Genomic DNA, 22,577 nt, shown 5'->3' with positions numbered 1-22,577 from the left:
AAAAATAAGGAATGGTAGAAACCCCATCTACCCCACCTGCACCTTTTTGGTGCGGGTTTCCTTTTTAATAAAAGGTAATCCAATTAGCCTTTGCTGCTCTTCTCTGTATCTTTTTCTACCTTCTCTAATCCTCCATTTTTGATATGGACCTTTGATGTCAAAGAACTTTAGTATTCCATTACTTTTACGATTTTCTGTTTCTATCTGAACTGCTCTAAAAAGTATTAGCATTGTTATTTCATCTTGTGGTTTATCAATTTTCTGGATAGTTTGTAATATTTCTTTGAATCTACTGCGATACGGTTCAGGAGAATCATGTATCCAACTTTTAATCTTTTCTTTGAGTTCATCTTCAATATCTTCATACATCTCAAACCTTTCAAGTAATTGTTTTATGAAAAATGCGTTCGCTATGCTGTTTGAGTTTTCCGCTATTAGTTTCTGAATCGGTACTCCTGATATCATCACTGTTCTTGTTGCCCCCATTTCCTTCCCTCCTCTGCTTTACAAGATTAATAAGATATTCTCTTGTTTTTGGATTTTGAAATAACGCTACTCCTATCGGATGAAGTTTTTCCATTTTTTTCACTCCCTTCTTCCAAAATGAACCAAATATTAGCTAGAACTAGAAACTTTTTCTTTGGTTTGAATATCTTTTCTTTTTGATTCATCTTTTTCCACATTCTTTCTAGATTTTGAGTTATACTTCTCAATAATTTCTGGATGTTCCATAAGCCAAAATATCCCGTTAATTACCGCTGCTTCTTTTTCGCTTACTTTTAATTCCATTGCATCACCTCCGTTTTGAAATTTTAAAATTTTGTATTAAAATATTAATGATATTTTGATAAGGGGGATGATATTATGAGTAGTGAAAAATACATTTTAGTAATTCCTAGTAAAAATGTTGATCAAGCGTTAATAAATGAATTAAAAAAATTTGGATTACATCAAGGAATTGTTTCAAAAGTTTCAGATCCAGTTACTTCATATGAAGAAGTAAGGTTTCCAGTAATAGAATTTATAGCTAAAAATGAAAATGTATTTTCTATTTTATTGAATATGATTGATGTCATTCTAATTAATAAATTGGTAAATCCAAAACATGAAAACTTAATCTTTGATTTAATTAAAAAACTTGATGATAAGGATAAAGTAGATTTGTATATTGAACTTTTAAAAGAAAAATTTCCAGGAACAAATTTTGTTGTTATTTTTACTGATAAAAATAATATGAAAATTCTTTAATCTTTTATTTTTATACCTCTTGTAGATATTGCATGTATAAGATCACCAAAATTTTTTATTTTCTCTTCTTCGTTTTCAAATTCAATATCAATTTCTAATTCTTTTGTATTTGTTAATTCTGTGTATGCTTTAAGAACCTTCGTAAATTCGGGCAATTTCTCTATAGGGATTGTCCATTTTTGTGTTTTCATATTTACACCTCCTCCCATCCTGCATCACCACCACCCCTTTCTGCTATACTTTCGAATGTTCATATTCCTCTGGGAAAACATCATTTAATTCACAACCTAAAGCTTTGGCTATTCTTCTTGCTATTGGTATTGTTGGTGTTTTCAAACCTTGCTCAAGTTCGCTTAAATATGATTGAGAAATTTCTGCTATATTTGCTAATTCAACAGTTGTTAATCTTTTTGATTTTCTAAGTTCTCTAATTCTATTTTTCATTACATCACCTCCTATATCGCTTTTTTATATTTTATTTTTTTATATCGCTATAATTATTATAACGCATAAGCGATATTTATACAATTAAGAAAAAGTAAAATAATTATTGCGATATTATTAAAATAAACTTGAAAATTATCGCTATAACGTGTATAATATAATCAGAAAGGGGTTAAATATGACTTTTGGCGAAAGATTAAAAGAATTAAGAAAATTAAAAAAAATTACACAAAAAGAATTAGCTACAAAATGTGAAACTTCACAGTCTTTAATTTCTGAATATGAAAAAAATCTTAAGCAACCAACAGCAGAGATGATAAAGAAAATTGCTATTGTTTTAGATGTTTCTGCTGATTATTTGCTTGGACTATCTGACATACCAACTTTAAATAATGAAATTCCTGAATACCTTTCAAAAGAATTACAAAAACTCAATATAATCAAAGAAGAAGATATTTCAAAACAATTAAAAAACATTGCTAAGAAAATTATAGAATTAGCTGAGTTGTTAGATAGGTGAAAATATGAATTTTCCTGAACGTTTGAAACAGCTTAGAGAAGAAAAAGGGATTTCTCAAAGACAGTTAGCACGTGATCTTAATTTCTCTTCTGCCGCTGTTTCTTTATATGAATCCGGACAAAGAGAACCAACTTTAACTGCTTTAGAAAAACTGGCTAAATACTTTAATGTTTCATTAGATTATTTAATTGGTTTAACTGATAAAGATAACGAACTCCCAGACTTTGTCAAAGAACGATTATCAAAATTAGAAACACTTGAAAGTAAAGACATAAAATCTCAATTAAAAGAAATTGCTAAAAAATTAAATGATTTAGCTGATGAGCTTTAATAAATCCAAAGGAGCGAATAATATGGAATTTACAAAAGATGAATTATTGCCTATTCTAAATAATCTGATTATAGAAGGTAAAATTAATCCAAAATGTAAAAACTGTAATAGTGATGATATAAAATTTGATCCTAAAATTTTTAGAATACAAGAATACACTGGAAAAACAATAGATTTGTTAAGTAGTCAAAGAGTTTTTTTGATAAAAACATGCCAAAATTGTGGTTATACAGAATTTTATGACGCTTTAGTTTTAGGATTAATTGACCCCGTAACCGGTGAGTTGAAGAAAAACAAATAAAGCTACTACGAAAAATGTAAATATTACTCCGATGGCTATAAATATACTTTGATATAATTCTTGGAAACTATATTTACTATAAATACTTTTTCCTGATTTTAATTCTGCTTCTTTAATATCTGATTCTACTTTTTTGAGTCTCATTATTAAATCTATAAAATTTGCAAGTAAAATAGCTAACATTACCACTAGAAAAATTATGAAACCCATTGGATCTCCATCCATATAATCACCTCCGGAGGTATATTATGAAACCAAATGTTCATAAAATTGAAGTAAAAGCATTTTCTGTGCCTGTAGAAAAATTAAATGATTTAAATACAAAATTTGAAAAACTTAAAGAATCTAGTAATGAAATAAAGAAGTTACTAAATAAACCTGTTGTTCCTTGGGTAAAAATAATTGTATTTTCTGCATTAAGTGGAGTACCAACAATTGTAATTCAATATGTGTCTTCTGAACCAAAATGGATTTCTATATGGATCGTATATATCGCTCTTTTCTTAGTTAATTTATTTATAGGCATTTATAATTCACATCCTAACTTGGTTAACAAAATTACAAACGAAAACTCACGTATGCTTGGATATATTGATTTATTGGCTAAAGATATGGAATATTATCTTAAAAATGCTCAAGCAGAATTATCTAGCGATAGGGGATAACTCCAAAAGACCTTGAAAATTATAAAAAAATCATTGCAAAGGAAATAGGGAAAAATTTTTTATTAAATACCGATTCAAAAAAATAGTATTTCTACGGTTGCCTTGTGCAGCCTTTTTTTATTCACTTTCCAAAGAGCCTGCATCACACTACCTTCTTTCTGCTATACTTTCTCGTGTTCATATTCCTCTGGGAAAACTTTCTCTAAATCGTGATTAAGAATTTTTGCTATTTTTTTTGCTAAATCAATTCTTGGTAAATATTTTCCATTTTCAATTTCACTTAATGTGGATTGTCCAATTCCTAATAAATCTGAAAGTTCTTTTTGAGTTAAATTCTTTTCAATTCTAAGTTCTTTTATTCTATTCATAAATAAGATACCTCCTTTCTTGTTTCGTTTTTACGATATTATTATATCGTACTTACGATATAAAATCAATTAAAAAAATAGTTAATTCTTTATTACGATTTATGTTGACTTTTTATCGGTTATTCGATATAATTTTTTATTGTGAAAGGGGAAATAATATGTTGTTAGGACAAAGAATAAAGGAAATACGTATTTCTAAAGGTTTAGAACAAAAGGAATTAGCTAAACTTGCTGGTATTGGTCAATCAACTTTTTCTGAAATAGAATCCGGCAAAAGAATTGGTATTAGAACAGATATTTTAGTAAAAATAGCAAAAGCGTTAAATGTCTCAACTGACTATCTTCTTGGATTAACTGATATACCTAAATCATTTGATAATGAAATACCAGACTTTGTCAAAGAACGATTGTCAAAATTAGAAACACTTGAAAGTAAAAACCTTAAACAACAATTACTTGATATTTCCGAAAAACTTAAACAAATTGCTGAGGAGATGTAACTATGAAAATTGATGAGAAAATTTTATTAAATAAACTTAATGAAATTTCTAAAAAAAATAATATTGATTTAACTAAATGTCCTATATGTCATAATAATTCATTAATTTGGAACAGCACTTTATTTGAAATAAGAGAATATAATTCAGGTAATCTGGTTATTGGAAAAGGAGCTTCTTTAATACCTGCTATTATTGCTACATGTCAAAAGTGTGGAGCAATGGTTCCTTTTAATGCGATAACTTTAGGATTAGTTGATCCAAAAACTGGAAATGTTATAGGTAGTGATAAAAATGGGCAAAAAGAAAAAAAATAAAAATCATCTTACTTTTAGTATTGATAGGGATGATGCTACTAATTTGAAACCCAAAAATAAAGATTTATTAAGAATTGTTGATGATTATAATGATCTCCACAATTTAATTGAAGAGGTTTCAAAGCCTAATATTTTAGCTGTGACTTCTGATATAGCACTAGGATTTGCTTTTTCTTTATTAACTTTTAATATTAATAAAACTTTTTCTTTGTTTAAAAATAATTGGGATTTTGTTTTGGCACTTGCTTTAATTGTTTATAAAATAGTAATCCATATACTTTCCAAAAATAAACTTTCACATATAAAACTTAAATCTGATTCTCTTGGCAAAAGTATTTGGCAATATGAACCCAAAAAAATTCTTATCGACAGTGAGAACACTACCGCACTTAGTGCAAACCAAAACGTTTAAAGAATTTTCTTTAATGAAGAGCTTTAAAGCTTTTAACGCAAATTTATTTAAATAAGGTATAATATTTTTTTCAACAGGTAGTTTAACTTTAGGATCCAGAATTTTTCCGTAATATATAAATTCTGAATTTCCACATGAGCAAATAATATCTTTCTTAATCTTTATTGAAACAAAAAACTTCTTCTTTTTTCCTTCCTGCGAAGCAGGATTTTTTTTATTCACTTTCCAAAGAGCTTTTATTCTCATATAAACTCAATCTCTCTTTTCAGTATTTTTCTGATCCACTCAAGACCTTTCGGGTAACCAATGTTTGAACTTTAACTTCTTCATAATTTGAATGTTTTATTGTATATGTTCTTAGTTTAAAATATCCTCTATCTACGTATTCCTGATATGGTTCATTGTTTTTTCTGAGTATTCCCTGTATTCTTAAAAACTTAAATATTCTATTTCTACCCTTTTTTAATATTTTTGCTACTTCAGACATTGTGTAATTTCCCTCTGTTGATATTAATTCATCAAATGCTTCTGCTTTGGGCCTTATCTTTTTATTTTCTGCTTCAAGTGCTTGCCTTTCTTCTTCTACTCTTACTAATTCTTTTAGAGCTTCAAGATAATTCCTTGGTAATTTTGGAGTTTGTATTTTTCTATATCTTTTTTCAACCTCAATAAAATATTTTCTAAACATTCTACCTAATTCGTTATTTTCAACCATGCATAATTCTTTTGCCATATCTAATGAAATGTAGTATTCTTTTTTTAATACATTTTGACGTTCCCCGTTTTGGTGAGCGTTGAAATATAATCAATTCCTTCAACAAATCCGTACTTCTCTATTCTTTGTTTAATCCAAGTGCTAAAATCTCTTCCAACTTTCAATTTCTCATGTAACTCTCGCGCATTTACTGTTTGAATTCTTTCTCCACTAAAAAAACTTTCACTAATCGAAATTAACTCTTTCATTGCATCACCTCCTTGCTAATGGTGTATGATAGTCATCAAAGAGTTCTTCAACCGTTGTTCCTAATGCTTTTGCTATTTTGATTGCTACAGGTAATGGTGGTATAACTCTACCAGTTTCGTAATGACTTAAAGATTTTCTTGAAATACCAACTAAATTAGCAAGTTGTTCTTGTTTTAATCCCTTTTTTAATCGTAGTTCTTGAATTTTCTTTAAAGACATTTTTCCACCTCCTTTTAGGTATTTAAAATAGCTTTTATTTTCTCTTACGCTAATAATAATAGCAAATATTTTAGCCAATGTCAATAGCTTTTATTTAAAAACTAATTAAGTTTTGATTAAAAAATAATTAATAGCTATTAGTTTTGGCTTGAGTTGACTTGAAATAAAAATCTAATTATAATAGCATTAGACAATAGTGGAGGTATTATTATGCTTAAAGATAGATTAAAAAGGTTAAGGCAGGAATTAGGTTTAACACAGGAAGAATTAGCAAAAAAATTAAATATAACTAGAAAAAGTATTTCTGCATATGAAACCGGTAGAGCTACTCCTTCTCCTGAGATGCTTAAAGTAATAGCTGAATTTTTTAATGTAACTACCGATTACCTTTTAGGAATAAAAGAAGGAAAAAGTAAAGACAATTTACCGCCTAATGTAATACCTGCAAAATTTATTCCAATTGTTGGTAGTGTAAGCGCTGGAAATGGCATATTTGCTGATGAAAACATAATAAATTATTTACCTGTACCTCAAAACAAAGACGTTGATTTTGGTTTAATTGTGGTTGGAGATTCAATGGAACCTGCATATAATAATGGAGATTATGCTCTGGTAAGGAAACAAAATGTCTTGGAAAATGGAGATATTGGAGTATTTATAATAAATGGAGATGATGGAATTATAAAAAAATTCTATCAATTCGAAAATAGCATTAATTTGATAAGTTTAAATCCAAAATATGAACCAATTGTAATTCCTAAAGAAAAATGGGAAGAATTAATTATCGTAGGGAAAGTTATTGGTAAAGTTGTATGGGAATAAACTAGGTAACGTGTTCATGTATGAACAGGATTATGAGCAGGTAAATGAGCAGGAACACGAACAGGATTATGAACAGGTAATTGGATACTTAGCTAACCGTCTCAGAAAGTGTCTCGGATAGTGTCTCAGTTACCGTCTCATATTGAGACACTTTGCTAACCGTCTCAGAAACCGTATCTATATGAGACACTTTTTTAAAAAAATTAAAAACTTTCAAATTTAAAATTTGAGCCTATAGACCGTTGAAAATTTCCTTGATATAAAATCATACAAAAAATACATTTAGCTGCCCTAAAATCGCCTGATTTTAGCCGGATTTTTAATGTTTTTTTATTGGAAGCGTTTGTTTTTTTTCGTAAGAATTCCAAAGTGCAAAATATCGAAAAAACTTTACACAGTATACTTAAAAAAGAAAAAAGAAAAAGAAGCAAAAAGAAAAAAGAAAAAAATATATATTATATATTTATATATTATATTATATTATTATATATATTCTTTCTTTTCTTTTGGTTCTTTTCTTTTCTTTCTTAACCATATCAAAAAGACGAGGCAAAAACTTAAATGCCGTGTCAATAATTGACACACCAACTGGCACAGCACCTAACACACCAATTAGCATGGCAAAGGGAAAATCAAAACAATTTAGCTACGTATTCCGTTCTAGCGTTTCACAGACAAACACTAAATGAAACAGTAAACGGGAGAGTAGGTGGGACAGTAAACGGAGAGTAGCAAAATATTACATTCCGCTGTCTGATATTGCGACACCACCCGCAACACCACCCGCGATAGCAACCGCGATACCGGTTAGATAAAAAATATAACTGGTTCAAAAATTGAGCCTGATAGTGAACCAGATGTTGAACCAGATACTGAGCCAGTTCATGAGCCATTATATGGGTTTGCGCTATTATTATTAGCAACTAAAATTTTTTATTGTAGGGAAATATGAAAGATGGGAATAATTTAACATAAAATATAAAACAATTTGTTATAATTGCCAGTCTAAATTACTACCAAACAACCCGAAGGGGTGATGATATGGTATATTTTGCACTAAAATTCAAAAATTCAAAAGATGGTGTAATTGTATATAAAAAGATGGACTATATTATATTAGAATTACAAATACTACTATTATGGTATACGGAAAAACTCTTGATGAAGCAGTTGATGAATTAGATAAAACTTTAACTGAAATTTTTGATTTAGATGATGGAAATAAAATAAATTCTTTTATAAGAAAAGATACTTTGTTGGAAAGAATTCAGTTTATTTACGGGTTGTTAGTTTCTCACATGGCTAATAAGATTTCAAAACAAAGTAGTAATAAAATAAATAATATTGGAAATCATATGGGTGTTTTACATGCCTAAAAAGTATCCTCAATTGTCTCTTCGAGAATTTGAAGAAATTTTGAATACTTTTGAAGTTGTTGAAAAGAGAACACGTGGTGGTCACAATATATTAACAATAAAAATCAAAGAAAAAGAAGTTGGTATAGTATATCAAACTCATATAGATCCGGTGCCGTTGCTTATTATAAAAAATACAATTAAGAATTTGGGAATTACAAGAGATGAATTTTATTCACGAACAAAAACCGGAGCAAAGAAAATAGGTAAAAAGAAACGTAAATTTTGGTTATTTTTATTTTCTGATATACGGAGTTGATTATTTATGTTTAATAAAAATAACACCTTTAAATTTAATAATAGTGAAAATTGAACGAGACCTTTCGGGTCTCGTTTTTTTAATTAATCAAACGCTTGATATATTAATTTTATGTGAAGGAGGGATGTTGTGAGACTATTAGGATGGATTCTTTTAATAGGTTCCTTTATTATGCTATTATTTACGCCTTTTATATTTGCAGGAATGCCTATTATAGGTATGGTTGCTGGAGCCTTATTAATATTTTTAGGTTCTAAATTATCTGTAATATCGAGAAAGAAAAAAGCTAGTAAATTAAGATATAAAGCTGAAAAATTACGATTAAAAGGATTAGAAGATAAAGCAAAGCAGTTGGAAGCAAAAGCTAAAAAATATGATTAGGAGGGTTATTATGAAAAAAATAATATTTTTCTTTTTTATGTTAAGTTTTATTGTTAATATATATTCATATTCTAATATTTATGATGATGGCAATTTTAGAATGGCTGTTTTTAAAGGTTGGGATGTTTTAGATTTGAATAAAGAATATCAGTTTGAAGGTTATTCTGATTTTTGGGATGAACCATATGATTTTATAATAAAACAACAAGAAGTTTTAAAGCAACAACAAAAGTATATAAAAGGGATGAACTAAAAAAAATATTTGAAAATAGTTTTACTCCTATAATTATTTCTGTATATGCGGAAAAATATGAAAGTGAATATACTGATACTTTTGCAATATCAACTATTTCTGGTGAAGGATTTAGTTTACAAGGAAACAAATTATTTGGTTTTAATGAAAAATATAAAGAGCTTTCTAAATCAAATGGAGCTTATTATTTTCTTAATGTTCCTGAAAAATTAAATTATCAATTTTTCTTTTAATTCCAAAAGAATTAGCTGAATCAACGATAAGAATTAATTTCGAGTTTCCGAAGAATGTGGCAATCGAAGCCCTGCCAATAATAATGAAAATATAAAAGCTAAAATAGAATATCTAAAAAGGGAAATTAAGAGATTAGAAAAACTATTACAATCAAATTAATCGGCGGGGTGAGTTAATGAATGAAGAAATTATAAAAGTTATTTTTTATTCACCATTATCAGGTGTTATTTTAGGTGCCTTAATAAGCACCTTTACTTCGTTCATATTTGTTATTTTGAATAGATATTTATCAAAAAAGGCATTAAAGAGAAATTCGTTGAGAAATAAAAATATAAAAAGTATAATTTTTTCATGTTTTTTATAGCAACTTGTTACATGATGCGAAAAAGAGAGAATAAAGAAGAAAAAAAGAAATTTTATGCTTTAATCAAAAATAATTTATTATAAATCAATTATGTTATATAACATATATGTTATATAATAAAAATGCAGTAGGGGGTTATTATGGCTGAATATTTATATTATTTTCCTATTGAAGATAATGGAAATAAAAACAGAATAAAAGAATTGATAGAAAAGGATTTTAAAAGGAAAGGAAGTAAAACTTATAAAAAATTAAAGCAAAATCTAATAGATATAAACAAAGGCGGAAGAGAATATATTTTATTTTCGCTTTATGAAGAAAACTCAAAAAAACATAATAATAAAAAAATCGCACGTATAGACAAATATAACGATTTTGTTTTGTATGAATTAAGGATCCCTCAGCAAAGCAAAAATGGTGTGTTCAGAATTTATTTTACTTTTTATCCTGTTAAAGATTATCCTAATAATAATAATGTAATTATCTTAGAAGCAGAATTCAAAACTGACAAGGAAGCAAAAAAAATTGATTCAGCATTTAATAATTTGAAAATTTTAGTTGATGCTTTAAAATAAGGAGTGATATTTATGAGCAAAAATATTGATAAAGAAATAATAAAAAAGGTTAAAGAAGGAAAGTTTGAGAAATTTGAATTAAAAGCAGAATCGTTAGAAGAAGAATTAGAAAATATACTTATAGATTTAGTAAGCGAATTAACCTTAATGAGAATGAAAAAAAGAATTTCGCAAAAAGAATTAGCTAAAAAAATAAATACCAAACAAACTGCAATTTCAAGATTAGAAAATGCAAGTATAAATCCATCTCTAAAATTTTTATTAAAAGTAACTAAAGCTTTAGGTGGAGAAATGAAAATTACTCCACATGGTGAATATACCTATATAATTCCTGAAGAATATAGAGATCCTCTAAAGAAAATCGTCAAGAATGAAAATAAAACATTTCAAGAAAAAATAAGTGAGTTAATTTCAACAGAAATTAAGAAATTTTCAGTTGAAAAAAATAACATCAAAATAAAAAATAAAGAAGAAGACGAATATAAAATATTTAATTTGCAAAAAAATCTAGGTTCAGCAGCTTAAGAGGTGAAATTATGAAAAAATCATATATACAATTAATCTCTGAAAGAATTAAGAAATTTTCATTTGAATTTGATGATAGTGTTATTAATGAACCATTATCTCCAGAATTGAAAATTGAGGCCTTTCAAAACTTTAAAGAAAAAATTGATGATAATCCTTATAATTGTATTTTGGGATTAAATATTAAGCTAATTTATAAAAAAGGAAGAAAACATTTATTAAAGGTTGAAATGTTCATTGAGGGTGAATTTACTGGTCATTCAAAAATGAAAGAAGAAGATTTTAGAAGTTTAGTTGTTAGTTCAGGAATAATTAATCTTTTTCAAATTGCAAGAGCAAAAATGGTGTCTATTACATCACAATTTGGATTTGTTCAACCAATTTATTTACCTTTGTTAAATATAACAGATTTAATAGAAGCAGAAAGAAAAAAAGCTTTAAAAAACATCATAAAATAATGGCAATTCCCGGATATTTCCGGGATTTTTTTATTTTGTATAATCACAAAAATGTAGTATAATATATGTAGCAAATAGACAATTTATGTTAAATTATTAAGATATTGATGTTTTGCATCACTTCAATATAAAAATATTAAAATCAGTTTGAGGTGATGCAAATGATTATTATAAAGGTTTTAGTATCTGAAGAAGATTTGGATCTTTTAAAAGACTTTGGATTTATTTTTTGGGACGAAAGGAAACTTTCTCAAGGAGAGTTATTTGAATTTTATAAGTTCTTGCTAGCAATTCAAAAGATAGGAAAAGAGGAGGAAGAAACATGAAAAAGGCTGCTGCATATGCAAGGTTTTCAAGTGAAAATCAAACGGATGATTCTATTGAAGCACAATTAAGGGCTATAATAGAATATGCTGAAAAAAACGGATATGAAATTGTAGAAAAATATATTGATAGAGCAAGATCAGCAAAATCGGATGATAGACCGGAATTTCAAAGGATGATTAGAGATGCTAAATCTAAAAAATTTGATGCTGTTATTATCCATAAGATTGATAGATTTGCAAGAAATATAAAAGATGCTGCTTGGTATAAAGCAGAATTGAATCAATATGGTGTAGATTTGCTTTCTGTATCAGAAGATTTAACAGGTGCATCTGGTGATCTTATTTTTAATATTATGGCCAGTGTGGCTGATTGGTATTTGAAGAATCTTAAAAATGAAATAAATACTAAAGTGAGAATTACTGCAGAGAAAGCTTATTTTCTTGGAGGTATTCCACCATATGGCTATGATGTGGAAGAAACATATGAAGAAATTTCCTTTGGTGAAAGAGTAAAGAAAATACCTAGAAAACAATATGTTATAAATGAAAAAGAAGCTGAAGTAGTTAAACTAATGTTTGAATTAGCGGAAAAAGATTATTCAACTTTAAAAATAGAAGAATATTTAAATAATCATGGTTTTGTAACTAGAAAAGGTGGAAAATGGTCTTATAGCACAATCTATGATATTTTACACAATCCAAAATATAAAGGTACATATGTTTGGGCAAGGGGTAATCATAGAACTTCTCATATAAAAAGAGATGATGCTGTAATAGTAGAAAATGCTATTCCTGCAATAGTATCAAAAGAATTATGGGATAAAGTACAAGAAAAAATGAAAAAGAGGAACAGGGTTAAAAAGAAAAAACATAAATATTTATTAAAAAATTTATTATATTGTGGAGTTTGTGGAGAAAAGATGATAGCATTTGGTGGAAGGTACCCAAGATATGTATGTTCAAGTTGGAAGAAGAAAATAACAAATCATGAAAAACATGATCATTTTATTTCTATTTCTCGTGAAAAAGTGGAAAGTTTCGTAATTGATTTTTTATTAAATGATGTATTTGAAAAAATTGAAATTTCTGATTTAATAAAAAAAATCAATTCTATAAATTCTATTAAGTATAAAAATAATAAAACCAAAATTAATGAAATAAAAAACGAAATTTCGAAGTTGAAAAAGAGAAAAGAAAGATTAGAAGAAAGTTTTATGGATGCAATAGAAGCTGGTTTGAATACTGAAAAAATAAAGAATAGAATAAAAGATATAAGTAACGATATAAAACTTTTGCAATATAGTTTAAAGAAACACGAAGAAGAAGTAATTAATATCCTGCCTTTGACAGCAATTTGGCGATTTTAAGGGAAATGGAACGGTAGAATGCGGGTTTGAGGCGTGTATTTTTCAGGAAGTCGAAAAATTGTGTGGCTAACTTTTGTTACAGAGAATTAACTATAATTAGTAATATATTAGTCCTTTTGGTGGTATAATATATATGACAACCACTGAAAGGAGATGTTTTAAAATGTATCCTAAAATATCAAAAGTGAAAGGAAAAAGATATTTAAGGATAATGGAAAGCAAAAGAGAAAATGGAAAAGTGAAACAGCATACAGTAATAAATTTTGGAAATATAGATAAGTATAGTAAAAAAGATATAACAAAACTTGTAGATAGTCTTTTTAAAATATTTGAAATAGATGAATATGAAAAAATAGAAGATGATTTAATGGAAGAAATAGCAAGAAGAAATTACGGAGCCAAAGTAATAGTAAATAAGATATTTGAAAGATATGAGATGAAAAGATATTTTGAAAGACTGGATAAAGAAATAAAATACAATGCAGAAGAAATGTTAAAAATAATGGTGATGAATAGAATAGTAGAACCGAAGAGTAAATTGGGAATATTTAATAATTTAGAGTATTTTGGATATAACAAAGTGGAAGTTAAAAAAGAAAAAGACCTGGAAGAAAAAGATGTAATGTTGCACTGGTTATACAGAACATTGGATATATTAGCAGATAATAAAGAGTCGATAGAAAAACATATGTATAATCAAAGGATAAGTTTGTTTAATACAACGGTAGATTTAGTATTTTACGATGTAACAACATTAGCGTTTGAAACACAACAAACAAATGAAATATTACAAATGGGATATTCAAAGGATAAGAAATTTAATGAGTCGCAAGTAGTATTAGGGATGTCAATAGATCAGGATAGAATGCCAGTTAGTTTTGATATATATGCAGGAAATACATTTGAAGGGCATACATTTAAAGATTCAATAGAAAAAATGAAAAAAGAATATCAATTAGGAAAAGTAATAGTAGTAGCAGATAGAGGAATGATGAGTAAAAAAATATAGAAGTAGTAGAAAATTCTAATTATGAATTCATAGTAGGAAAATCAATAAAACAGTTAAAAAAAGTAAATATATTTGAAGGAGAATTCATAGAAATAGCAAAAGGAATAAAATATAGAGAAGTAGAATATGAAAATAAAAGATTACTCATAATATATTCAGAAGAAAGAGCCAAAAAAGACAGAGCAGATAGACTACGATTAATAGAAAAAGCGAAAAAAATGTTAGAAGAAGGAAATATAGATTCAAAAAGTAAAAGAGGAGCGAAAAAATATTTAAAAGAACAGAACAAACAAAATTATATATTGGACATAGAAAAAATAGAAAATGATGAAAAATACGATGGATACTATGGAATAATAACAAACACAAAACTATCTCCAAAAGAAATATTAGAACAATATCATACATTATGGAAAGTAGAAGAAACATTCAGAACATTAAAAAATTATCTTGAAACAAGACCGGTATTTCATTGGACACCGAAAAGAATAAAAGGACATATTGTAATGAGTTTCATATCTTACATAATTCAAAGAACATTAGAATTAGAACTGGAAAAAAATAATATTGAATACTCTCATGAAAAAATAAGAGAAGCTATAAAAAAAATGGAATACTCTGAAATAAGATTAAAAGACAAATTATTTGCATTAAGAGCCAATTTAAACGATTTTCAAAAAGCCATATTAAAAACATTAAAAATAGAAAAACCGAAAAAAATGATGGAATTAGATGAATTTAAAAAAATAATCTCCTAAAACACGCATGAAAAGCCAAAAAGGAGGATGTGTGTGGCTAATTTCTCTTTTTATAAAAAGTTAACAATAGCTATTTTTTGAATAATTCTACTTTTTAGAATTTTGTTGATAATAATAGTGTCAAACTCAGGGTTTGAATACTGAAAAAATAAAGAATAGAATAAAAGATATAAGTAACGATATAAAACTTTTGCAATATAGTTTAAAGAAACACGAAGAAGAAGTAATTAATATTAATGAAGAGGTTGTAGAAAATATGATAAAAGCATCAGTTGAAATTTTAAAAAGCGACGATCATGAAAAAATAGCAGATTTTTTAACGCAAATTATTGATAGAATTGAGGTTAAACAGTCGGAGCGCTCAAAAAGAAATTATATAGCAATTAAACTTAAAGGTATAAGTAACTACATTAGCAAACTACATGATTTGTGATATTTGATTTATGAAACGCCGAACTGCAAAATACTCCTGAGTTTGACAGTATTTTTTTCAATAAAATTCTAAAAAGCAGAATTATTCTAAAAAACAACAATTGTTAATTTTTTATTAAATACAAAAGTGTCATTACACCCCCTAAATTTTATATTTTTCTTTGAATTCTGTATAGGGTGAAATTATTTTTGGTACAGGAATATTTAATGTATTTAATATTCTTTGTCCTAATTTATTTAAATTCATTCTCGCTACAAGATGTTGCTTTTGTGTTTTAAATTCAATGTATTCCATATTTTTAATAGCTTCTCTTATTTTTTCATGAGAGTATTCAACATTATTTTTTTCCAGTTCTAATTCTAGTGTTCTTTGAATTATGTAAGATATGAAACTCATTACAATATGTCCTTTTATTCTTTTTGGTGTCCAATGAAATACCGGTCTTGTTTCAAGATAATTTTTTAATGTTCTAAATGTTTCTTCTACTTTCCATAATGTATGATATTGTTCTAATATTTCTTTTGGAGATAGTTTTGTGTTTGTTATTATTCCATAGTATCCATCGTATTTTTCATCATTTTCTATTTTTTCTATGTCCAGTATATAATTTTGTTTATTCTGTTCTTTTAAATATTTTTTCGCTCCTCTTTTACTTTTTGAATCTATATTTCCTTCTTCTAACATTTTTTCGCTTTTTCTATTAATCGTAGTCTATCTGCTCTGTCTTTTTTGGCTCTTTCTTCTGAATATATTATGAGTAATCTTTTATTTTCATATTCTACTTCTCTATATTTTATTCCTTTTGCTAGTTCTATGAATTCTCCTTCAAATATATTTACTTTTTTTATTTGTTTTATTGATTTTCCTACTATGAATTCATAATTAGAATTTTCTACTACTTCTATATTTTTTTACTCATCATTCCTCTATCTGCTACTACTATTACTTTTCCTAATTGATATTCTTTTTTCATTTTTTCTATTGAATCTTTAAATGTATGCCCTTCAAATGTATTTCCTGCATATATATCAAAACTAACTGGCATTCTATCCTGATCTATTGACATCCCTAATACTATTTGTGATTCATTAAATTTCTTATCTTTTGAATATCCCATTTGTAATATTTCATTTGTTTGTTGTGTTTCAAACGCTAATGTCGTTACATCGTAAAATACTAAATCTACCGTTGTATTAAACAAACTTATCCTTTGATTATACATATGTTTTTCTATCGACTCTTTATTATCTGCCAATATATCCAATGTTCTGTATAACCAGTGCAGCATTACATCTTTTTCTTCCAGGTCTTTTTCTTTTTTAACTTCCACTTTGTTATATCCAAAATACTCTAAATTATTAAATATTCCCAATTTACTTTTCGGTTCTACTATTCTATTCATCACCATTATTTTTAGCATCTCTTCTGCATTGTATTTTATTTCTTTATCCAGTCTTTCAAAATATCTTTTCATCTCATATCTTTCGAATATCTTATTTACTATTACTTTGGCTCCGTAATTCTTTTTATCCGGTGCCTTTTTTATATCTTCTGTATCAATATAATTTTTTAAATCAAATATTTGTATGAGTTTATTTACTATATTTTTCGCTTCATTTTCGCTAAAAGAGTCAATCCTTCCTAAGTTTGCAACAGTTCTTTGCTTTATCTTACCATTTTCCCTATAACTTTCAACAATTCTTAAATATTCAACACCTTTGTTATTTTTAACTACTCTCAAAAACACAAAAATCACCTCTTGATTTCATAATACCATTACTTATTATACCACAAAAATATTATGAAATCAAGAATATAACGCTATTGTTAAAAATATTTGTGTCACTACAAAAATTTTTCAACCCCAATTTTCACCCTTTTCATCGTCGCAAACCCGCATTCTACCGTTTCGATTTTTCAAAAATCATGAAATCGCTGTCAAACTCAGGAAAAAGTTAACAATAGCTATTTTTTTGAATAATTCTACTTTTTAGAATTTTGTTGATAATAATAGTGTCAAACTCAGGGTTTGAATACTGAAAAAATAAAGAATAGAATAAAAGATATAAGTAACGATATAAAACTTTTGCAATATAGTTTAAAGAAACACGAAGAAGAAGTAATTAATATTAATGAAGAGGTTGTAGAAAATATGATAAAAGCATCAGTTGAAATTTTAAAAAGCGACGATCATGAAAAAATAGCAGATTTTTTAACGCAAATTATTGATAGAATTGAGGTTAAACAGTCGGAGCGCTCAAAAAGAAATTATATAGCAATTAAACTTAAAGGTATAAGTAACTACATTAGCAAACTACATGATTTGTGATATTTGATTTATGAAACGCCGAACTGCAAAATACTCTTTTATTGTTATATTGGAGTCTGTCCGTTGCCTCCATTTTATACCCTGCAACATGAGATTGTATGTCGAAGGTATAGACCGGTTTGAAAATCCCCGAATTAACGGGGATTTTGTTTTATATTCATACTTTTAGACCATTGTTAAGCTAAAAAATTTTCTTCATTTAATTCAATAGAAATTAGCCATGATTTTTCTTCACCTGATTCAAAAGTAAGATATTTATTATGTTTTTTTGTGATTTCTAAAGAATCATAAAAACCATTTGTAGGTTCAATTGCTGCATTATATTCGTTTTTAAAACCACCTTCATTTTTCCATATACCTAAATAAGGTAATTCTTTAAAATTCACTAAATATAGTAAATTATTATTATTTAAGGTAATTCCTGCATAGTCTATTTTGTCTAATAAATAAAATTTTTCAGTATTTTTTACTTCTGGAGGTAAAAATTTATTTAATTGATAATTATTATATACAGGATAAGAACATTCATTTTCGCTATTACCTAAATAATGGCTATTCTTTTTAACGTTTAATACTCTATTTATTCCGTTTAAAATTATTTTGCTATTTTTATCAATAGCAACTAATCCATGAAATGTCCAAAAACCTTTAAATTTTTTTATTCCATTATTTTTCACTGAATAAGTCAATATAATCTTATTATTTTTTAATTCAATAATTCTTTTGAAAGTATAATTAAATTTAGGACTATCTACAATGGATTCAATTATGTTATTACCTATTATTTTACAGTTCCACGGTATACTCCAAAGTTCTCCATGATCTGGTAAAATTTCTCCATAATACTCTTCAAAAGGATATATTCCTTTATCAATATTTGGAAACATTTCATCAGAACCAGAAGTATCATATTGAGCAAAAGAATCTCCATATTTTGGTAAGTTATATTTTTTTAATGTAGGCTGAAACAATACTTCAAAATTCTGAGGCTTATAATATATCGAAGCAATTTTTGCCCCTAAATTCGGTAAAACCACTAATTTAATATAATCATTTTCTATAGTTATTCCTTCCATATTTAAATACTTCATCGACTCACCTTATTGTTATATTTCATATTTCTCTACTCCATTAGAACTTTTAACTTCAAAATATTCTAATTCTATTGAATATTTCTTATTATATTCATATTTTAAATTATTTATCACATTTTTAAATTCATCTTCTTTAGATAAAACCAATACAGAACCTCCAAAACCACCACCAACAATCCGGGCACCTGCAACCTTATTTTCCAATTTTTTTACTATAAAATCAATTTCTTCACACGAGACTTCATACAGATTTTTTAAACTATAATGTGATTCAAATAAATAGTTACCTATCGCTTCAATATTATCATTTTTTAAAGCATCTATGGTTTTTAATACCCTCTCATTTTCTTCAATTATATGCTTTGTTCTTTTATAATAAATTCCATCTAATTTCGATAAATCGTCATTTGTAACTTCTCTAAATGATTCTTTCCCTATTATTTTTAAAGCTTTTTCACATTGATTCCTTCTGATATTATATTCTGAATTACCTAACTCATGTTTTACACCAGAATTTATTATATAAAAATTATATTCCTTTAAATTTAATGGTATTAATTCATGCTTTTTTGTATATGCATCAATGAACAATGCATGATTTTCTTTTGAAAGAGCACTGGCAAATTGATCCATAATTCCACAATTTAGTCCAACAAAATTATTTTCAGCATTCCATCCGATTAATGCTATTTTTTCTAAAGAAAAATTAAGTTTTAAGATATCATTAATAGCATATGCAGTAACCACTTCCAAAGCTGCAGAACTTGATAATCCAGCACCTATTGGTAAATCAGAACTAAATCTAAAATTAAAAGGAGAGATTTTTCCAACTTTTTTTTCAATTTCAAGTATAACACCTATGATATAATCAGCCCATGTATCAGTTTTTTTTAATGTATTTAGGGATATTTCCTGATTGGAGTTTTTTGAATGAAATAGATATTTATCTGACTTTTCTATTTCTAAATCTATGTATTTATTAATTGCAAAAGGCAAAACGAAACCATCATTATAATCTGTGTGTTCGCCAATTATATTAATTCTTCCAGGGGCCCTATACATCAAATATCCACCTCAACCTCCCTTAATTGTTTAGCAGCTTGTTCTGGCTCTATGGGATTTATAAACGCCCATGTACCACTTTCTACACTGGCAATCCATTTTATTAAATTTGGTCCTCTCATAGGAGAAATAAACTCCACATGAAAATGGAAAAAATGTGTACTTTTATCGATATTAAATGGTTTTTGAAAAAACATCATCATATATGGAAATGGCATATTAAACAATCCATTATATTTATTAGTTACAATCTTTAATACATAAGCAAATTCTTTTTTTTCTTTATTGGATAACTCATATATACTTTCTACATGTCTTTTAGGATAAATATGTACTTCATATGGATATCTAGCATAAAAAGGAACAAGAGCTATCATATTTTCAGTTTCACATATTATCCTTTTATTCTTTTTATTTTCTTCTTTTATAATATCACAAATTGCACATGTATTTTTTTCAGTATACCATTTTTCTAAAGATTCCATTTTTAATTTAATCCTTGGAGGTAAAAAAGGAAATGCATACAATTGCCCATGTGGGTGAGGTAAGGTTGCACCCACCTCTTTACCTTTATTTTCAAAAATAAAAATATATTTTATAAAGTCATATGATGATAATTCTTTAGTTCTATCAGACCACATATTAATTAATTTTTCTATTTGTTTTATTGACATTTGAGATAATTCAGAATTATGATTTTTTGTATATACTACCACCTCACAAATTCCCTGAGATCGTTCTCTTATTAACACATCATTATCATTCTCAACCTCTGGAGCGTTCTTTCTTAAAGCAGGAAATCTATTCTCAAAACTTACCAAATCATACTCTTCAGGCAATTCCAAAATACCTGGGCAAATTGGGCAACTATCTTTTGGCAAATTAGGTCTTTTTTGTCTTGATGATGAAATCATTACCCATTCTCCAGTTATTGGATTATATCTTCTTTCAAGCATTTAAATCACTCTCTTCATAATAATGAAATAATCTTTTATCATCTTCTCTTACAATAGTTCTTTTATTTATTTGAGGATATTCAATATCTTTTTCAATAGAATATTCTACTTTTTCTAAATCAACTTTCATTTTTATATTACCTATTTTTGTATTTAAGGCTTCGATTTCAAAAAAGTTATTGAAATTCATTAACCCTTTTACATGAGAATTTCCGCCTCTTAATTCCAAAGTATTAAAAAAGACATCTTTTCTTATACTTTTTGATAAATCATCACTTTGAAATATTATATTATTTAAGATTCCAGATACATATGCATACATTTCAATAATCTTTTCATTTGGTTTAGTATCTTCAATTCTTAATGATAAACAATCTGGGTCATTCCACCACCATTTTCCATTCATAAAATATCTTGTTATTACGTTTCTTAATGCATAATAAGCATTTTGATAAGGAATATTAATATCATCAGCATTATAATAAGGAGCAGTATCTTCACTTATTCTCATACCATCAACATAACCAATTGAAGGCAATAACGGAGCTCCACAACCCAATAAAAAATCACCTTTTGTAGCTTTCCTAATTATTTGCATACCCAAATTATATGCTTCTATTGGAGTTATTTTTTCATATCTATTTCCTGGAATTGCACCTGCAAATAAGAAATCAATTTTAAAATAATGAATTCCATTTTTTCTCATATATAAGAAAATCTTTCTTAGATAATTTTGTACTTCAGGATGTGTAGTGTCTAAAGCATATATTTTCTTTTTCCAATTTATATAGGCAACCTTTAGATTTCCGGCATCATCTTTAACTAACCAATCTTTATGATTTTTATAAACATCAGAAGTTTCCGATACACTAAATGGAGCTAACCATATTCCTGGAATATAATTGTACTCTCTTATCTTGTTTGCAATTTCTTTTAATGAAGGATATCCATCTTTTGGCACCCAATCACCAATATCCTTTTGCCATGAATCATCTATTTGAAAAACCTCGTAATTGTATCCTTTAGATAATTCTAAATTTTTTAAAATTTCTTCCCATGTAAGTTTTTCATAATATTGATACCATGATGACCAACCAATAGGATTCCATTTTGAAAATTTAGGCTTATTTTCAAACTTTACATAATCGGCATATATTTCTAAAAGGCTTTCAATATTCTTACCTTCCAAATATATAAAAGGCTCTATATCAACATAATCTTCAAACTTTCTATCAAAAAAATCAAGATAAGCTATTAATTCATTATCTTTAATTTCGAAAAAAGGATGAGCTATTTTCGAAGTTAAAAAACCATATATTTTATCCTTTTTACCTATAAAATAGTCTGATATTATATTTTTTTCAAATAATTCAGGCATTATATGAATACTATATTTTAATCTACTTTTTTTGTCTTCTGATATTTTTAAAGTATAATCTTCTATATCAATACTTTTAGAAACTCCCCAGCTTTGCCAATTATTAATAAACATAACTTTATCAACATCATCTCTAAATAATTCTACACGTTTGGGATTCCCTTTTATTTTCCCTCTTAAAATAAACCCTTCAGGAATCCGTTGAATATTGAATTTCAACATATAATTGTTTTCTTTTATCTCAAAGAAATTTTTATCATATTTCATGGAAAAAATTTGCAATTTATATTCCT

At 27.0% G+C, this 22,577-nt stretch carries 34 protein-coding genes and 4 pseudogenes; 23 read left to right on the top strand and 15 right to left on the bottom strand.

What is annotated here, in order from left to right:
- Positions 1–27 precede the first annotated feature (27 nt).
- Entirely contained in the window at positions 28–486 is a 459-nt protein-coding gene (locus tag DJ007_RS01775; RefSeq protein ID WP_129408061.1) for a hypothetical protein, read from the bottom strand.
- 129 nt (positions 487–615) lie between these two features.
- Positions 616–789 carry a hypothetical protein gene (locus DJ007_RS14480; protein WP_165973947.1) on the bottom strand — a complete coding sequence of 58 codons (174 nt, stop codon included), beginning with the start codon at positions 787–789 and terminating at the stop codon, positions 616–618.
- Between the two features lie 75 nt (positions 790–864).
- On the opposite strand from DJ007_RS14480, the gene DJ007_RS01770 reads away from it, so the two are divergent.
- On the top strand, positions 865–1,248 hold the full coding sequence (locus tag DJ007_RS01770) for a hypothetical protein (protein WP_129408060.1): 384 nt from the start codon (positions 865–867) through the stop codon (positions 1,246–1,248).
- Here DJ007_RS01770 and DJ007_RS01765 read toward each other — a convergent pair.
- Together DJ007_RS01765 and DJ007_RS01760 are read right to left on the bottom strand one after the other, a co-directional pair.
- Positions 1,245–1,439, bottom strand: coding sequence for a hypothetical protein (locus tag DJ007_RS01765; protein ID WP_129408059.1), 195 nt, complete (start codon positions 1,437–1,439; stop codon positions 1,245–1,247). The two genes, DJ007_RS01770 and DJ007_RS01765, sit on opposite strands and share 4 nt — an antisense overlap.
- A 43-nt stretch (positions 1,440–1,482) precedes the next feature.
- On the bottom strand, positions 1,483–1,692 hold the full coding sequence (locus DJ007_RS01760; protein ID WP_129408058.1) for a helix-turn-helix transcriptional regulator: 210 nt from the start codon (positions 1,690–1,692) through the stop codon (positions 1,483–1,485).
- Between the two features lie 178 nt (positions 1,693–1,870).
- On the opposite strand from DJ007_RS01760, the gene DJ007_RS01755 reads away from it, so the two are divergent.
- Genes DJ007_RS01755 through DJ007_RS01745 form a run of 3 tightly spaced genes read left to right on the top strand, consistent with a single transcriptional unit; the run spans position 1,871 to position 2,844 of the window.
- The gene (locus DJ007_RS01755) at positions 1,871–2,212 is read left to right on the top strand and encodes a helix-turn-helix domain-containing protein (RefSeq protein WP_129408057.1); all 342 of its coding nucleotides are present in this window, start codon (positions 1,871–1,873) and stop codon (positions 2,210–2,212) included.
- Between the two features lie 22 nt (positions 2,213–2,234).
- Positions 2,235–2,543 carry a helix-turn-helix domain-containing protein gene (locus tag DJ007_RS01750; RefSeq protein ID WP_165973946.1) on the top strand — a complete coding sequence of 103 codons (309 nt, stop codon included), beginning with the start codon at positions 2,235–2,237 and terminating at the stop codon, positions 2,541–2,543.
- A gap of 22 nt (positions 2,544–2,565) precedes the next feature.
- Positions 2,566–2,844, top strand: coding sequence for a zinc ribbon domain-containing protein (locus DJ007_RS01745; RefSeq protein ID WP_129408055.1), 279 nt, complete (start codon positions 2,566–2,568; stop codon positions 2,842–2,844).
- On the opposite strand, the gene DJ007_RS01740 is transcribed toward DJ007_RS01745, so the two are convergent.
- Positions 2,803–3,069 (bottom strand): hypothetical protein, encoded by a 267-nt coding sequence (locus DJ007_RS01740; RefSeq protein WP_129408054.1) that lies wholly within the window; start codon positions 3,067–3,069, stop codon positions 2,803–2,805. The genes DJ007_RS01745 and DJ007_RS01740 overlap by 42 nt on opposite strands.
- 23 nt (positions 3,070–3,092) lie before the next feature.
- Here DJ007_RS01740 and DJ007_RS01735 point away from each other — a divergent pair, with 23 nt between their 5' ends.
- On the top strand, positions 3,093–3,509 hold the full coding sequence (locus tag DJ007_RS01735) for a hypothetical protein (RefSeq protein WP_129408053.1): 417 nt from the start codon (positions 3,093–3,095) through the stop codon (positions 3,507–3,509).
- A gap of 161 nt (positions 3,510–3,670) precedes the next feature.
- On the opposite strand, the gene DJ007_RS01730 is transcribed toward DJ007_RS01735, so the two are convergent.
- Positions 3,671–3,877, bottom strand: a complete 207-nt coding sequence (locus DJ007_RS01730; RefSeq protein WP_129408052.1) for a helix-turn-helix transcriptional regulator — start codon at positions 3,875–3,877, stop codon at positions 3,671–3,673.
- A 158-nt stretch (positions 3,878–4,035) separates the two neighbouring features.
- On the opposite strand from DJ007_RS01730, the gene DJ007_RS01725 reads away from it, so the two are divergent.
- From DJ007_RS01725 to DJ007_RS01715, 3 genes are read left to right on the top strand one after another with little or no spacing between them, the layout of a single operon-like run.
- Positions 4,036–4,377, top strand: coding sequence for a helix-turn-helix domain-containing protein (locus DJ007_RS01725; RefSeq protein WP_165973945.1), 342 nt, complete (start codon positions 4,036–4,038; stop codon positions 4,375–4,377).
- Positions 4,378–4,379: 2 nt separating this feature from the next.
- The gene (locus tag DJ007_RS01720; protein ID WP_129408050.1) at positions 4,380–4,691 is read left to right on the top strand and encodes a hypothetical protein; all 312 of its coding nucleotides are present in this window, start codon (positions 4,380–4,382) and stop codon (positions 4,689–4,691) included.
- Complete coding sequence (locus tag DJ007_RS01715) at positions 4,669–5,103, top strand: hypothetical protein (protein ID WP_129408049.1); 435 nt, start codon at positions 4,669–4,671, stop codon at positions 5,101–5,103. Before DJ007_RS01720 ends, DJ007_RS01715 begins: the two co-directional genes overlap by 23 nt.
- Before the next feature lie 265 nt (positions 5,104–5,368).
- On the opposite strand, the gene DJ007_RS15240 is transcribed toward DJ007_RS01715, so the two are convergent.
- The 3 genes and pseudogenes from DJ007_RS15240 to DJ007_RS01705 all read right to left on the bottom strand — a co-directional run bounded on the left by DJ007_RS15240 (position 5,369) and on the right by DJ007_RS01705 (position 6,286).
- A complete protein-coding gene (locus DJ007_RS15240; protein ID WP_206076014.1) occupies positions 5,369–5,836 on the bottom strand; it encodes a phage antirepressor KilAC domain-containing protein in 468 nt (155 codons plus the stop codon).
- Positions 5,837–5,863: 27 nt separating this feature from the next.
- Positions 5,864–6,066: pseudogene (locus DJ007_RS15235) on the bottom strand (antA/AntB antirepressor family protein); the annotation flags it as partial.
- A gap of 4 nt (positions 6,067–6,070) precedes the next feature.
- A complete protein-coding gene (locus tag DJ007_RS01705) occupies positions 6,071–6,286 on the bottom strand; it encodes a helix-turn-helix transcriptional regulator (protein ID WP_129408048.1) in 216 nt (71 codons plus the stop codon).
- A gap of 210 nt (positions 6,287–6,496) precedes the next feature.
- Between DJ007_RS01705 and DJ007_RS01700 the strand changes: the two genes are divergently transcribed.
- A complete protein-coding gene (locus DJ007_RS01700) occupies positions 6,497–7,108 on the top strand; it encodes a LexA family protein (RefSeq protein ID WP_129408047.1) in 612 nt (203 codons plus the stop codon).
- A gap of 475 nt (positions 7,109–7,583) precedes the next feature.
- Here DJ007_RS01700 and DJ007_RS14475 read toward each other — a convergent pair whose 3' ends face one another.
- Positions 7,584–7,727 (bottom strand): hypothetical protein, encoded by a 144-nt coding sequence (locus DJ007_RS14475; protein WP_165973944.1) that lies wholly within the window; start codon positions 7,725–7,727, stop codon positions 7,584–7,586.
- A 520-nt stretch (positions 7,728–8,247) separates the two neighbouring features.
- Between DJ007_RS14475 and DJ007_RS01695 the strand changes: the two genes are divergently transcribed.
- The 13 genes and pseudogenes from DJ007_RS01695 (at position 8,248) to DJ007_RS01640 (ending at position 15,465) form a co-directional block, all read left to right on the top strand.
- Positions 8,248–8,484 carry a hypothetical protein gene (locus DJ007_RS01695; protein ID WP_129408046.1) on the top strand — a complete coding sequence of 79 codons (237 nt, stop codon included), beginning with the start codon at positions 8,248–8,250 and terminating at the stop codon, positions 8,482–8,484.
- Positions 8,477–8,782: a hypothetical protein gene (locus DJ007_RS01690; protein WP_129408045.1), complete on the top strand. Its 306-nt coding sequence runs from the start codon at positions 8,477–8,479 to the stop codon at positions 8,780–8,782. The genes DJ007_RS01695 and DJ007_RS01690 overlap by 8 nt, the downstream gene beginning before the upstream one ends.
- Positions 8,783–8,911: 129 nt before the next feature.
- Positions 8,912–9,163 (top strand): hypothetical protein, encoded by a 252-nt coding sequence (locus tag DJ007_RS01685; RefSeq protein WP_129408044.1) that lies wholly within the window; start codon positions 8,912–8,914, stop codon positions 9,161–9,163.
- A gap of 10 nt (positions 9,164–9,173) precedes the next feature.
- Positions 9,174–9,416, top strand: coding sequence for a hypothetical protein (locus tag DJ007_RS01680; protein ID WP_129408043.1), 243 nt, complete (start codon positions 9,174–9,176; stop codon positions 9,414–9,416).
- Between the two features lie 409 nt (positions 9,417–9,825).
- Positions 9,826–10,014 (top strand): hypothetical protein, encoded by a 189-nt coding sequence (locus DJ007_RS01675; protein ID WP_129408042.1) that lies wholly within the window; start codon positions 9,826–9,828, stop codon positions 10,012–10,014.
- A gap of 140 nt (positions 10,015–10,154) precedes the next feature.
- Positions 10,155–10,589: a hypothetical protein gene (locus tag DJ007_RS01670; protein WP_129408041.1), complete on the top strand. Its 435-nt coding sequence runs from the start codon at positions 10,155–10,157 to the stop codon at positions 10,587–10,589.
- A gap of 12 nt (positions 10,590–10,601) precedes the next feature.
- Positions 10,602–11,114 (top strand): helix-turn-helix domain-containing protein, encoded by a 513-nt coding sequence (locus tag DJ007_RS01665; protein ID WP_129408040.1) that lies wholly within the window; start codon positions 10,602–10,604, stop codon positions 11,112–11,114.
- 11 nt (positions 11,115–11,125) lie between these two features.
- Positions 11,126–11,572: a protein-export chaperone SecB gene (locus tag DJ007_RS01660; protein ID WP_129408039.1), complete on the top strand. Its 447-nt coding sequence runs from the start codon at positions 11,126–11,128 to the stop codon at positions 11,570–11,572.
- A gap of 161 nt (positions 11,573–11,733) precedes the next feature.
- A complete protein-coding gene (locus tag DJ007_RS14465; RefSeq protein ID WP_165973942.1) occupies positions 11,734–11,898 on the top strand; it encodes a hypothetical protein in 165 nt (54 codons plus the stop codon).
- On the top strand, positions 11,895–13,265 hold the full coding sequence (locus DJ007_RS01655) for a recombinase family protein (protein ID WP_129408038.1): 1,371 nt from the start codon (positions 11,895–11,897) through the stop codon (positions 13,263–13,265). The genes DJ007_RS14465 and DJ007_RS01655 overlap by 4 nt, the downstream gene beginning before the upstream one ends.
- A gap of 133 nt (positions 13,266–13,398) precedes the next feature.
- Positions 13,399–13,530: pseudogene (locus tag DJ007_RS20990) on the top strand (IS1634 family transposase N-terminal domain-related protein); the annotation flags it as partial.
- Positions 13,522–15,032: pseudogene (locus DJ007_RS20715) on the top strand (IS1634 family transposase). The pseudogenes DJ007_RS20990 and DJ007_RS20715, both read left to right, overlap by 9 nt.
- Positions 15,033–15,165: 133 nt before the next feature.
- Positions 15,166–15,465, top strand: coding sequence for a hypothetical protein (locus DJ007_RS01640; protein ID WP_129408035.1), 300 nt, complete (start codon positions 15,166–15,168; stop codon positions 15,463–15,465).
- A gap of 141 nt (positions 15,466–15,606) precedes the next feature.
- On the opposite strand, the pseudogene DJ007_RS20710 reads toward DJ007_RS01640, so the two are convergent.
- Positions 15,607–17,212 (bottom strand): annotated as a pseudogene (locus DJ007_RS20710) (IS1634 family transposase).
- A 282-nt stretch (positions 17,213–17,494) separates the two neighbouring features.
- On the opposite strand from DJ007_RS20710, the gene DJ007_RS01625 reads away from it, so the two are divergent.
- The gene (locus tag DJ007_RS01625; RefSeq protein WP_129408035.1) at positions 17,495–17,794 is read left to right on the top strand and encodes a hypothetical protein; all 300 of its coding nucleotides are present in this window, start codon (positions 17,495–17,497) and stop codon (positions 17,792–17,794) included.
- Between the two features lie 176 nt (positions 17,795–17,970).
- On the opposite strand, the gene DJ007_RS01620 is transcribed toward DJ007_RS01625, so the two are convergent.
- Genes DJ007_RS01620 through DJ007_RS01605 form a run of 4 tightly spaced genes read right to left on the bottom strand, consistent with a single transcriptional unit; the run spans position 17,971 to position 22,551 of the window.
- Positions 17,971–18,885 (bottom strand): aldose epimerase family protein, encoded by a 915-nt coding sequence (locus tag DJ007_RS01620; RefSeq protein ID WP_129408034.1) that lies wholly within the window; start codon positions 18,883–18,885, stop codon positions 17,971–17,973.
- A 15-nt stretch (positions 18,886–18,900) separates the two neighbouring features.
- A complete protein-coding gene (locus DJ007_RS01615; RefSeq protein ID WP_165973941.1) occupies positions 18,901–19,953 on the bottom strand; it encodes a galactokinase in 1,053 nt (350 codons plus the stop codon).
- Positions 19,950–20,906 carry a galactose-1-phosphate uridylyltransferase gene (gene galT / locus DJ007_RS01610; RefSeq protein ID WP_129408033.1) on the bottom strand — a complete coding sequence of 319 codons (957 nt, stop codon included), beginning with the start codon at positions 20,904–20,906 and terminating at the stop codon, positions 19,950–19,952. Before galT ends, DJ007_RS01615 begins: the two co-directional genes overlap by 4 nt.
- On the bottom strand, positions 20,899–22,551 hold the full coding sequence (locus tag DJ007_RS01605; protein ID WP_240739157.1) for a glycoside hydrolase family 36 protein: 1,653 nt from the start codon (positions 22,549–22,551) through the stop codon (positions 20,899–20,901). The genes galT and DJ007_RS01605 overlap by 8 nt, the downstream gene beginning before the upstream one ends.
- Between the last annotated feature and the right edge of the window lie 26 nt (positions 22,552–22,577).

It is taken from the genome of Marinitoga lauensis, from assembly GCF_004135675.1.
GTDB classification, from domain to species: domain Bacteria; phylum Thermotogota; class Thermotogae; order Petrotogales; family Petrotogaceae; genus Marinitoga; species Marinitoga lauensis.
The sequence above is the reverse complement of the archived record's forward strand: the minus strand, read 5'-3'. Positions and strand labels throughout refer to the sequence as shown.

Excerpts from the sequence above, each read along its gene's own strand:
- DJ007_RS01775 (WP_129408061.1), bottom strand. The coding sequence starts at position 486 with ATGGGGGCAACAAGAACAGTGATGATATCAGGAGTACCGATTCAGAAA.
- DJ007_RS14480 (WP_165973947.1), bottom strand. The coding sequence starts at position 789 with ATGGAATTAAAAGTAAGCGAAAAAGAAGCAGCGGTAATTAACGGGATA.
- DJ007_RS01770 (WP_129408060.1), top strand. The coding sequence starts at position 865 with ATGAGTAGTGAAAAATACATTTTAGTAATTCCTAGTAAAAATGTTGAT.
- DJ007_RS01765 (WP_129408059.1), bottom strand. The coding sequence starts at position 1,439 with ATGAAAACACAAAAATGGACAATCCCTATAGAGAAATTGCCCGAATTT.
- DJ007_RS01760 (WP_129408058.1), bottom strand. The coding sequence starts at position 1,692 with ATGAAAAATAGAATTAGAGAACTTAGAAAATCAAAAAGATTAACAACT.
- DJ007_RS01755 (WP_129408057.1), top strand. The coding sequence starts at position 1,871 with ATGACTTTTGGCGAAAGATTAAAAGAATTAAGAAAATTAAAAAAAATT.
- DJ007_RS01745 (WP_129408055.1), top strand. The coding sequence starts at position 2,566 with ATGGAATTTACAAAAGATGAATTATTGCCTATTCTAAATAATCTGATT.
- DJ007_RS01740 (WP_129408054.1), bottom strand. The coding sequence starts at position 3,069 with ATGGATGGAGATCCAATGGGTTTCATAATTTTTCTAGTGGTAATGTTA.
- DJ007_RS01735 (WP_129408053.1), top strand. The coding sequence starts at position 3,093 with ATGAAACCAAATGTTCATAAAATTGAAGTAAAAGCATTTTCTGTGCCT.
- DJ007_RS01730 (WP_129408052.1), bottom strand. The coding sequence starts at position 3,877 with ATGAATAGAATAAAAGAACTTAGAATTGAAAAGAATTTAACTCAAAAA.
- DJ007_RS01725 (WP_165973945.1), top strand. The coding sequence starts at position 4,036 with ATGTTGTTAGGACAAAGAATAAAGGAAATACGTATTTCTAAAGGTTTA.
- DJ007_RS01720 (WP_129408050.1), top strand. The coding sequence starts at position 4,380 with ATGAAAATTGATGAGAAAATTTTATTAAATAAACTTAATGAAATTTCT.
- DJ007_RS01715 (WP_129408049.1), top strand. The coding sequence starts at position 4,669 with ATGGGCAAAAAGAAAAAAAATAAAAATCATCTTACTTTTAGTATTGAT.
- DJ007_RS15240 (WP_206076014.1), bottom strand. The coding sequence starts at position 5,836 with ATGGCAAAAGAATTATGCATGGTTGAAAATAACGAATTAGGTAGAATG.
- DJ007_RS01705 (WP_129408048.1), bottom strand. The coding sequence starts at position 6,286 with ATGTCTTTAAAGAAAATTCAAGAACTACGATTAAAAAAGGGATTAAAA.
- DJ007_RS01700 (WP_129408047.1), top strand. The coding sequence starts at position 6,497 with ATGCTTAAAGATAGATTAAAAAGGTTAAGGCAGGAATTAGGTTTAACA.
- DJ007_RS14475 (WP_165973944.1), bottom strand. The coding sequence starts at position 7,727 with ATGCTAATTGGTGTGTTAGGTGCTGTGCCAGTTGGTGTGTCAATTATT.
- DJ007_RS01695 (WP_129408046.1), top strand. The coding sequence starts at position 8,248 with ATGGTATACGGAAAAACTCTTGATGAAGCAGTTGATGAATTAGATAAA.
- DJ007_RS01690 (WP_129408045.1), top strand. The coding sequence starts at position 8,477 with ATGCCTAAAAAGTATCCTCAATTGTCTCTTCGAGAATTTGAAGAAATT.
- DJ007_RS01680 (WP_129408043.1), top strand. The coding sequence starts at position 9,174 with ATGAAAAAAATAATATTTTTCTTTTTTATGTTAAGTTTTATTGTTAAT.
- DJ007_RS01675 (WP_129408042.1), top strand. The coding sequence starts at position 9,826 with ATGAATGAAGAAATTATAAAAGTTATTTTTTATTCACCATTATCAGGT.
- DJ007_RS01670 (WP_129408041.1), top strand. The coding sequence starts at position 10,155 with ATGGCTGAATATTTATATTATTTTCCTATTGAAGATAATGGAAATAAA.
- DJ007_RS01665 (WP_129408040.1), top strand. The coding sequence starts at position 10,602 with ATGAGCAAAAATATTGATAAAGAAATAATAAAAAAGGTTAAAGAAGGA.
- DJ007_RS01660 (WP_129408039.1), top strand. The coding sequence starts at position 11,126 with ATGAAAAAATCATATATACAATTAATCTCTGAAAGAATTAAGAAATTT.
- DJ007_RS14465 (WP_165973942.1), top strand. The coding sequence starts at position 11,734 with ATGATTATTATAAAGGTTTTAGTATCTGAAGAAGATTTGGATCTTTTA.
- DJ007_RS01655 (WP_129408038.1), top strand. The coding sequence starts at position 11,895 with ATGAAAAAGGCTGCTGCATATGCAAGGTTTTCAAGTGAAAATCAAACG.
- DJ007_RS01620 (WP_129408034.1), bottom strand. The coding sequence starts at position 18,885 with ATGAAGTATTTAAATATGGAAGGAATAACTATAGAAAATGATTATATT.
- galT (WP_129408033.1), bottom strand. The coding sequence starts at position 20,906 with ATGCTTGAAAGAAGATATAATCCAATAACTGGAGAATGGGTAATGATT.
- DJ007_RS01605 (WP_240739157.1), bottom strand. The coding sequence starts at position 22,551 with ATGAAATATGATAAAAATTTCTTTGAGATAAAAGAAAACAATTATATG.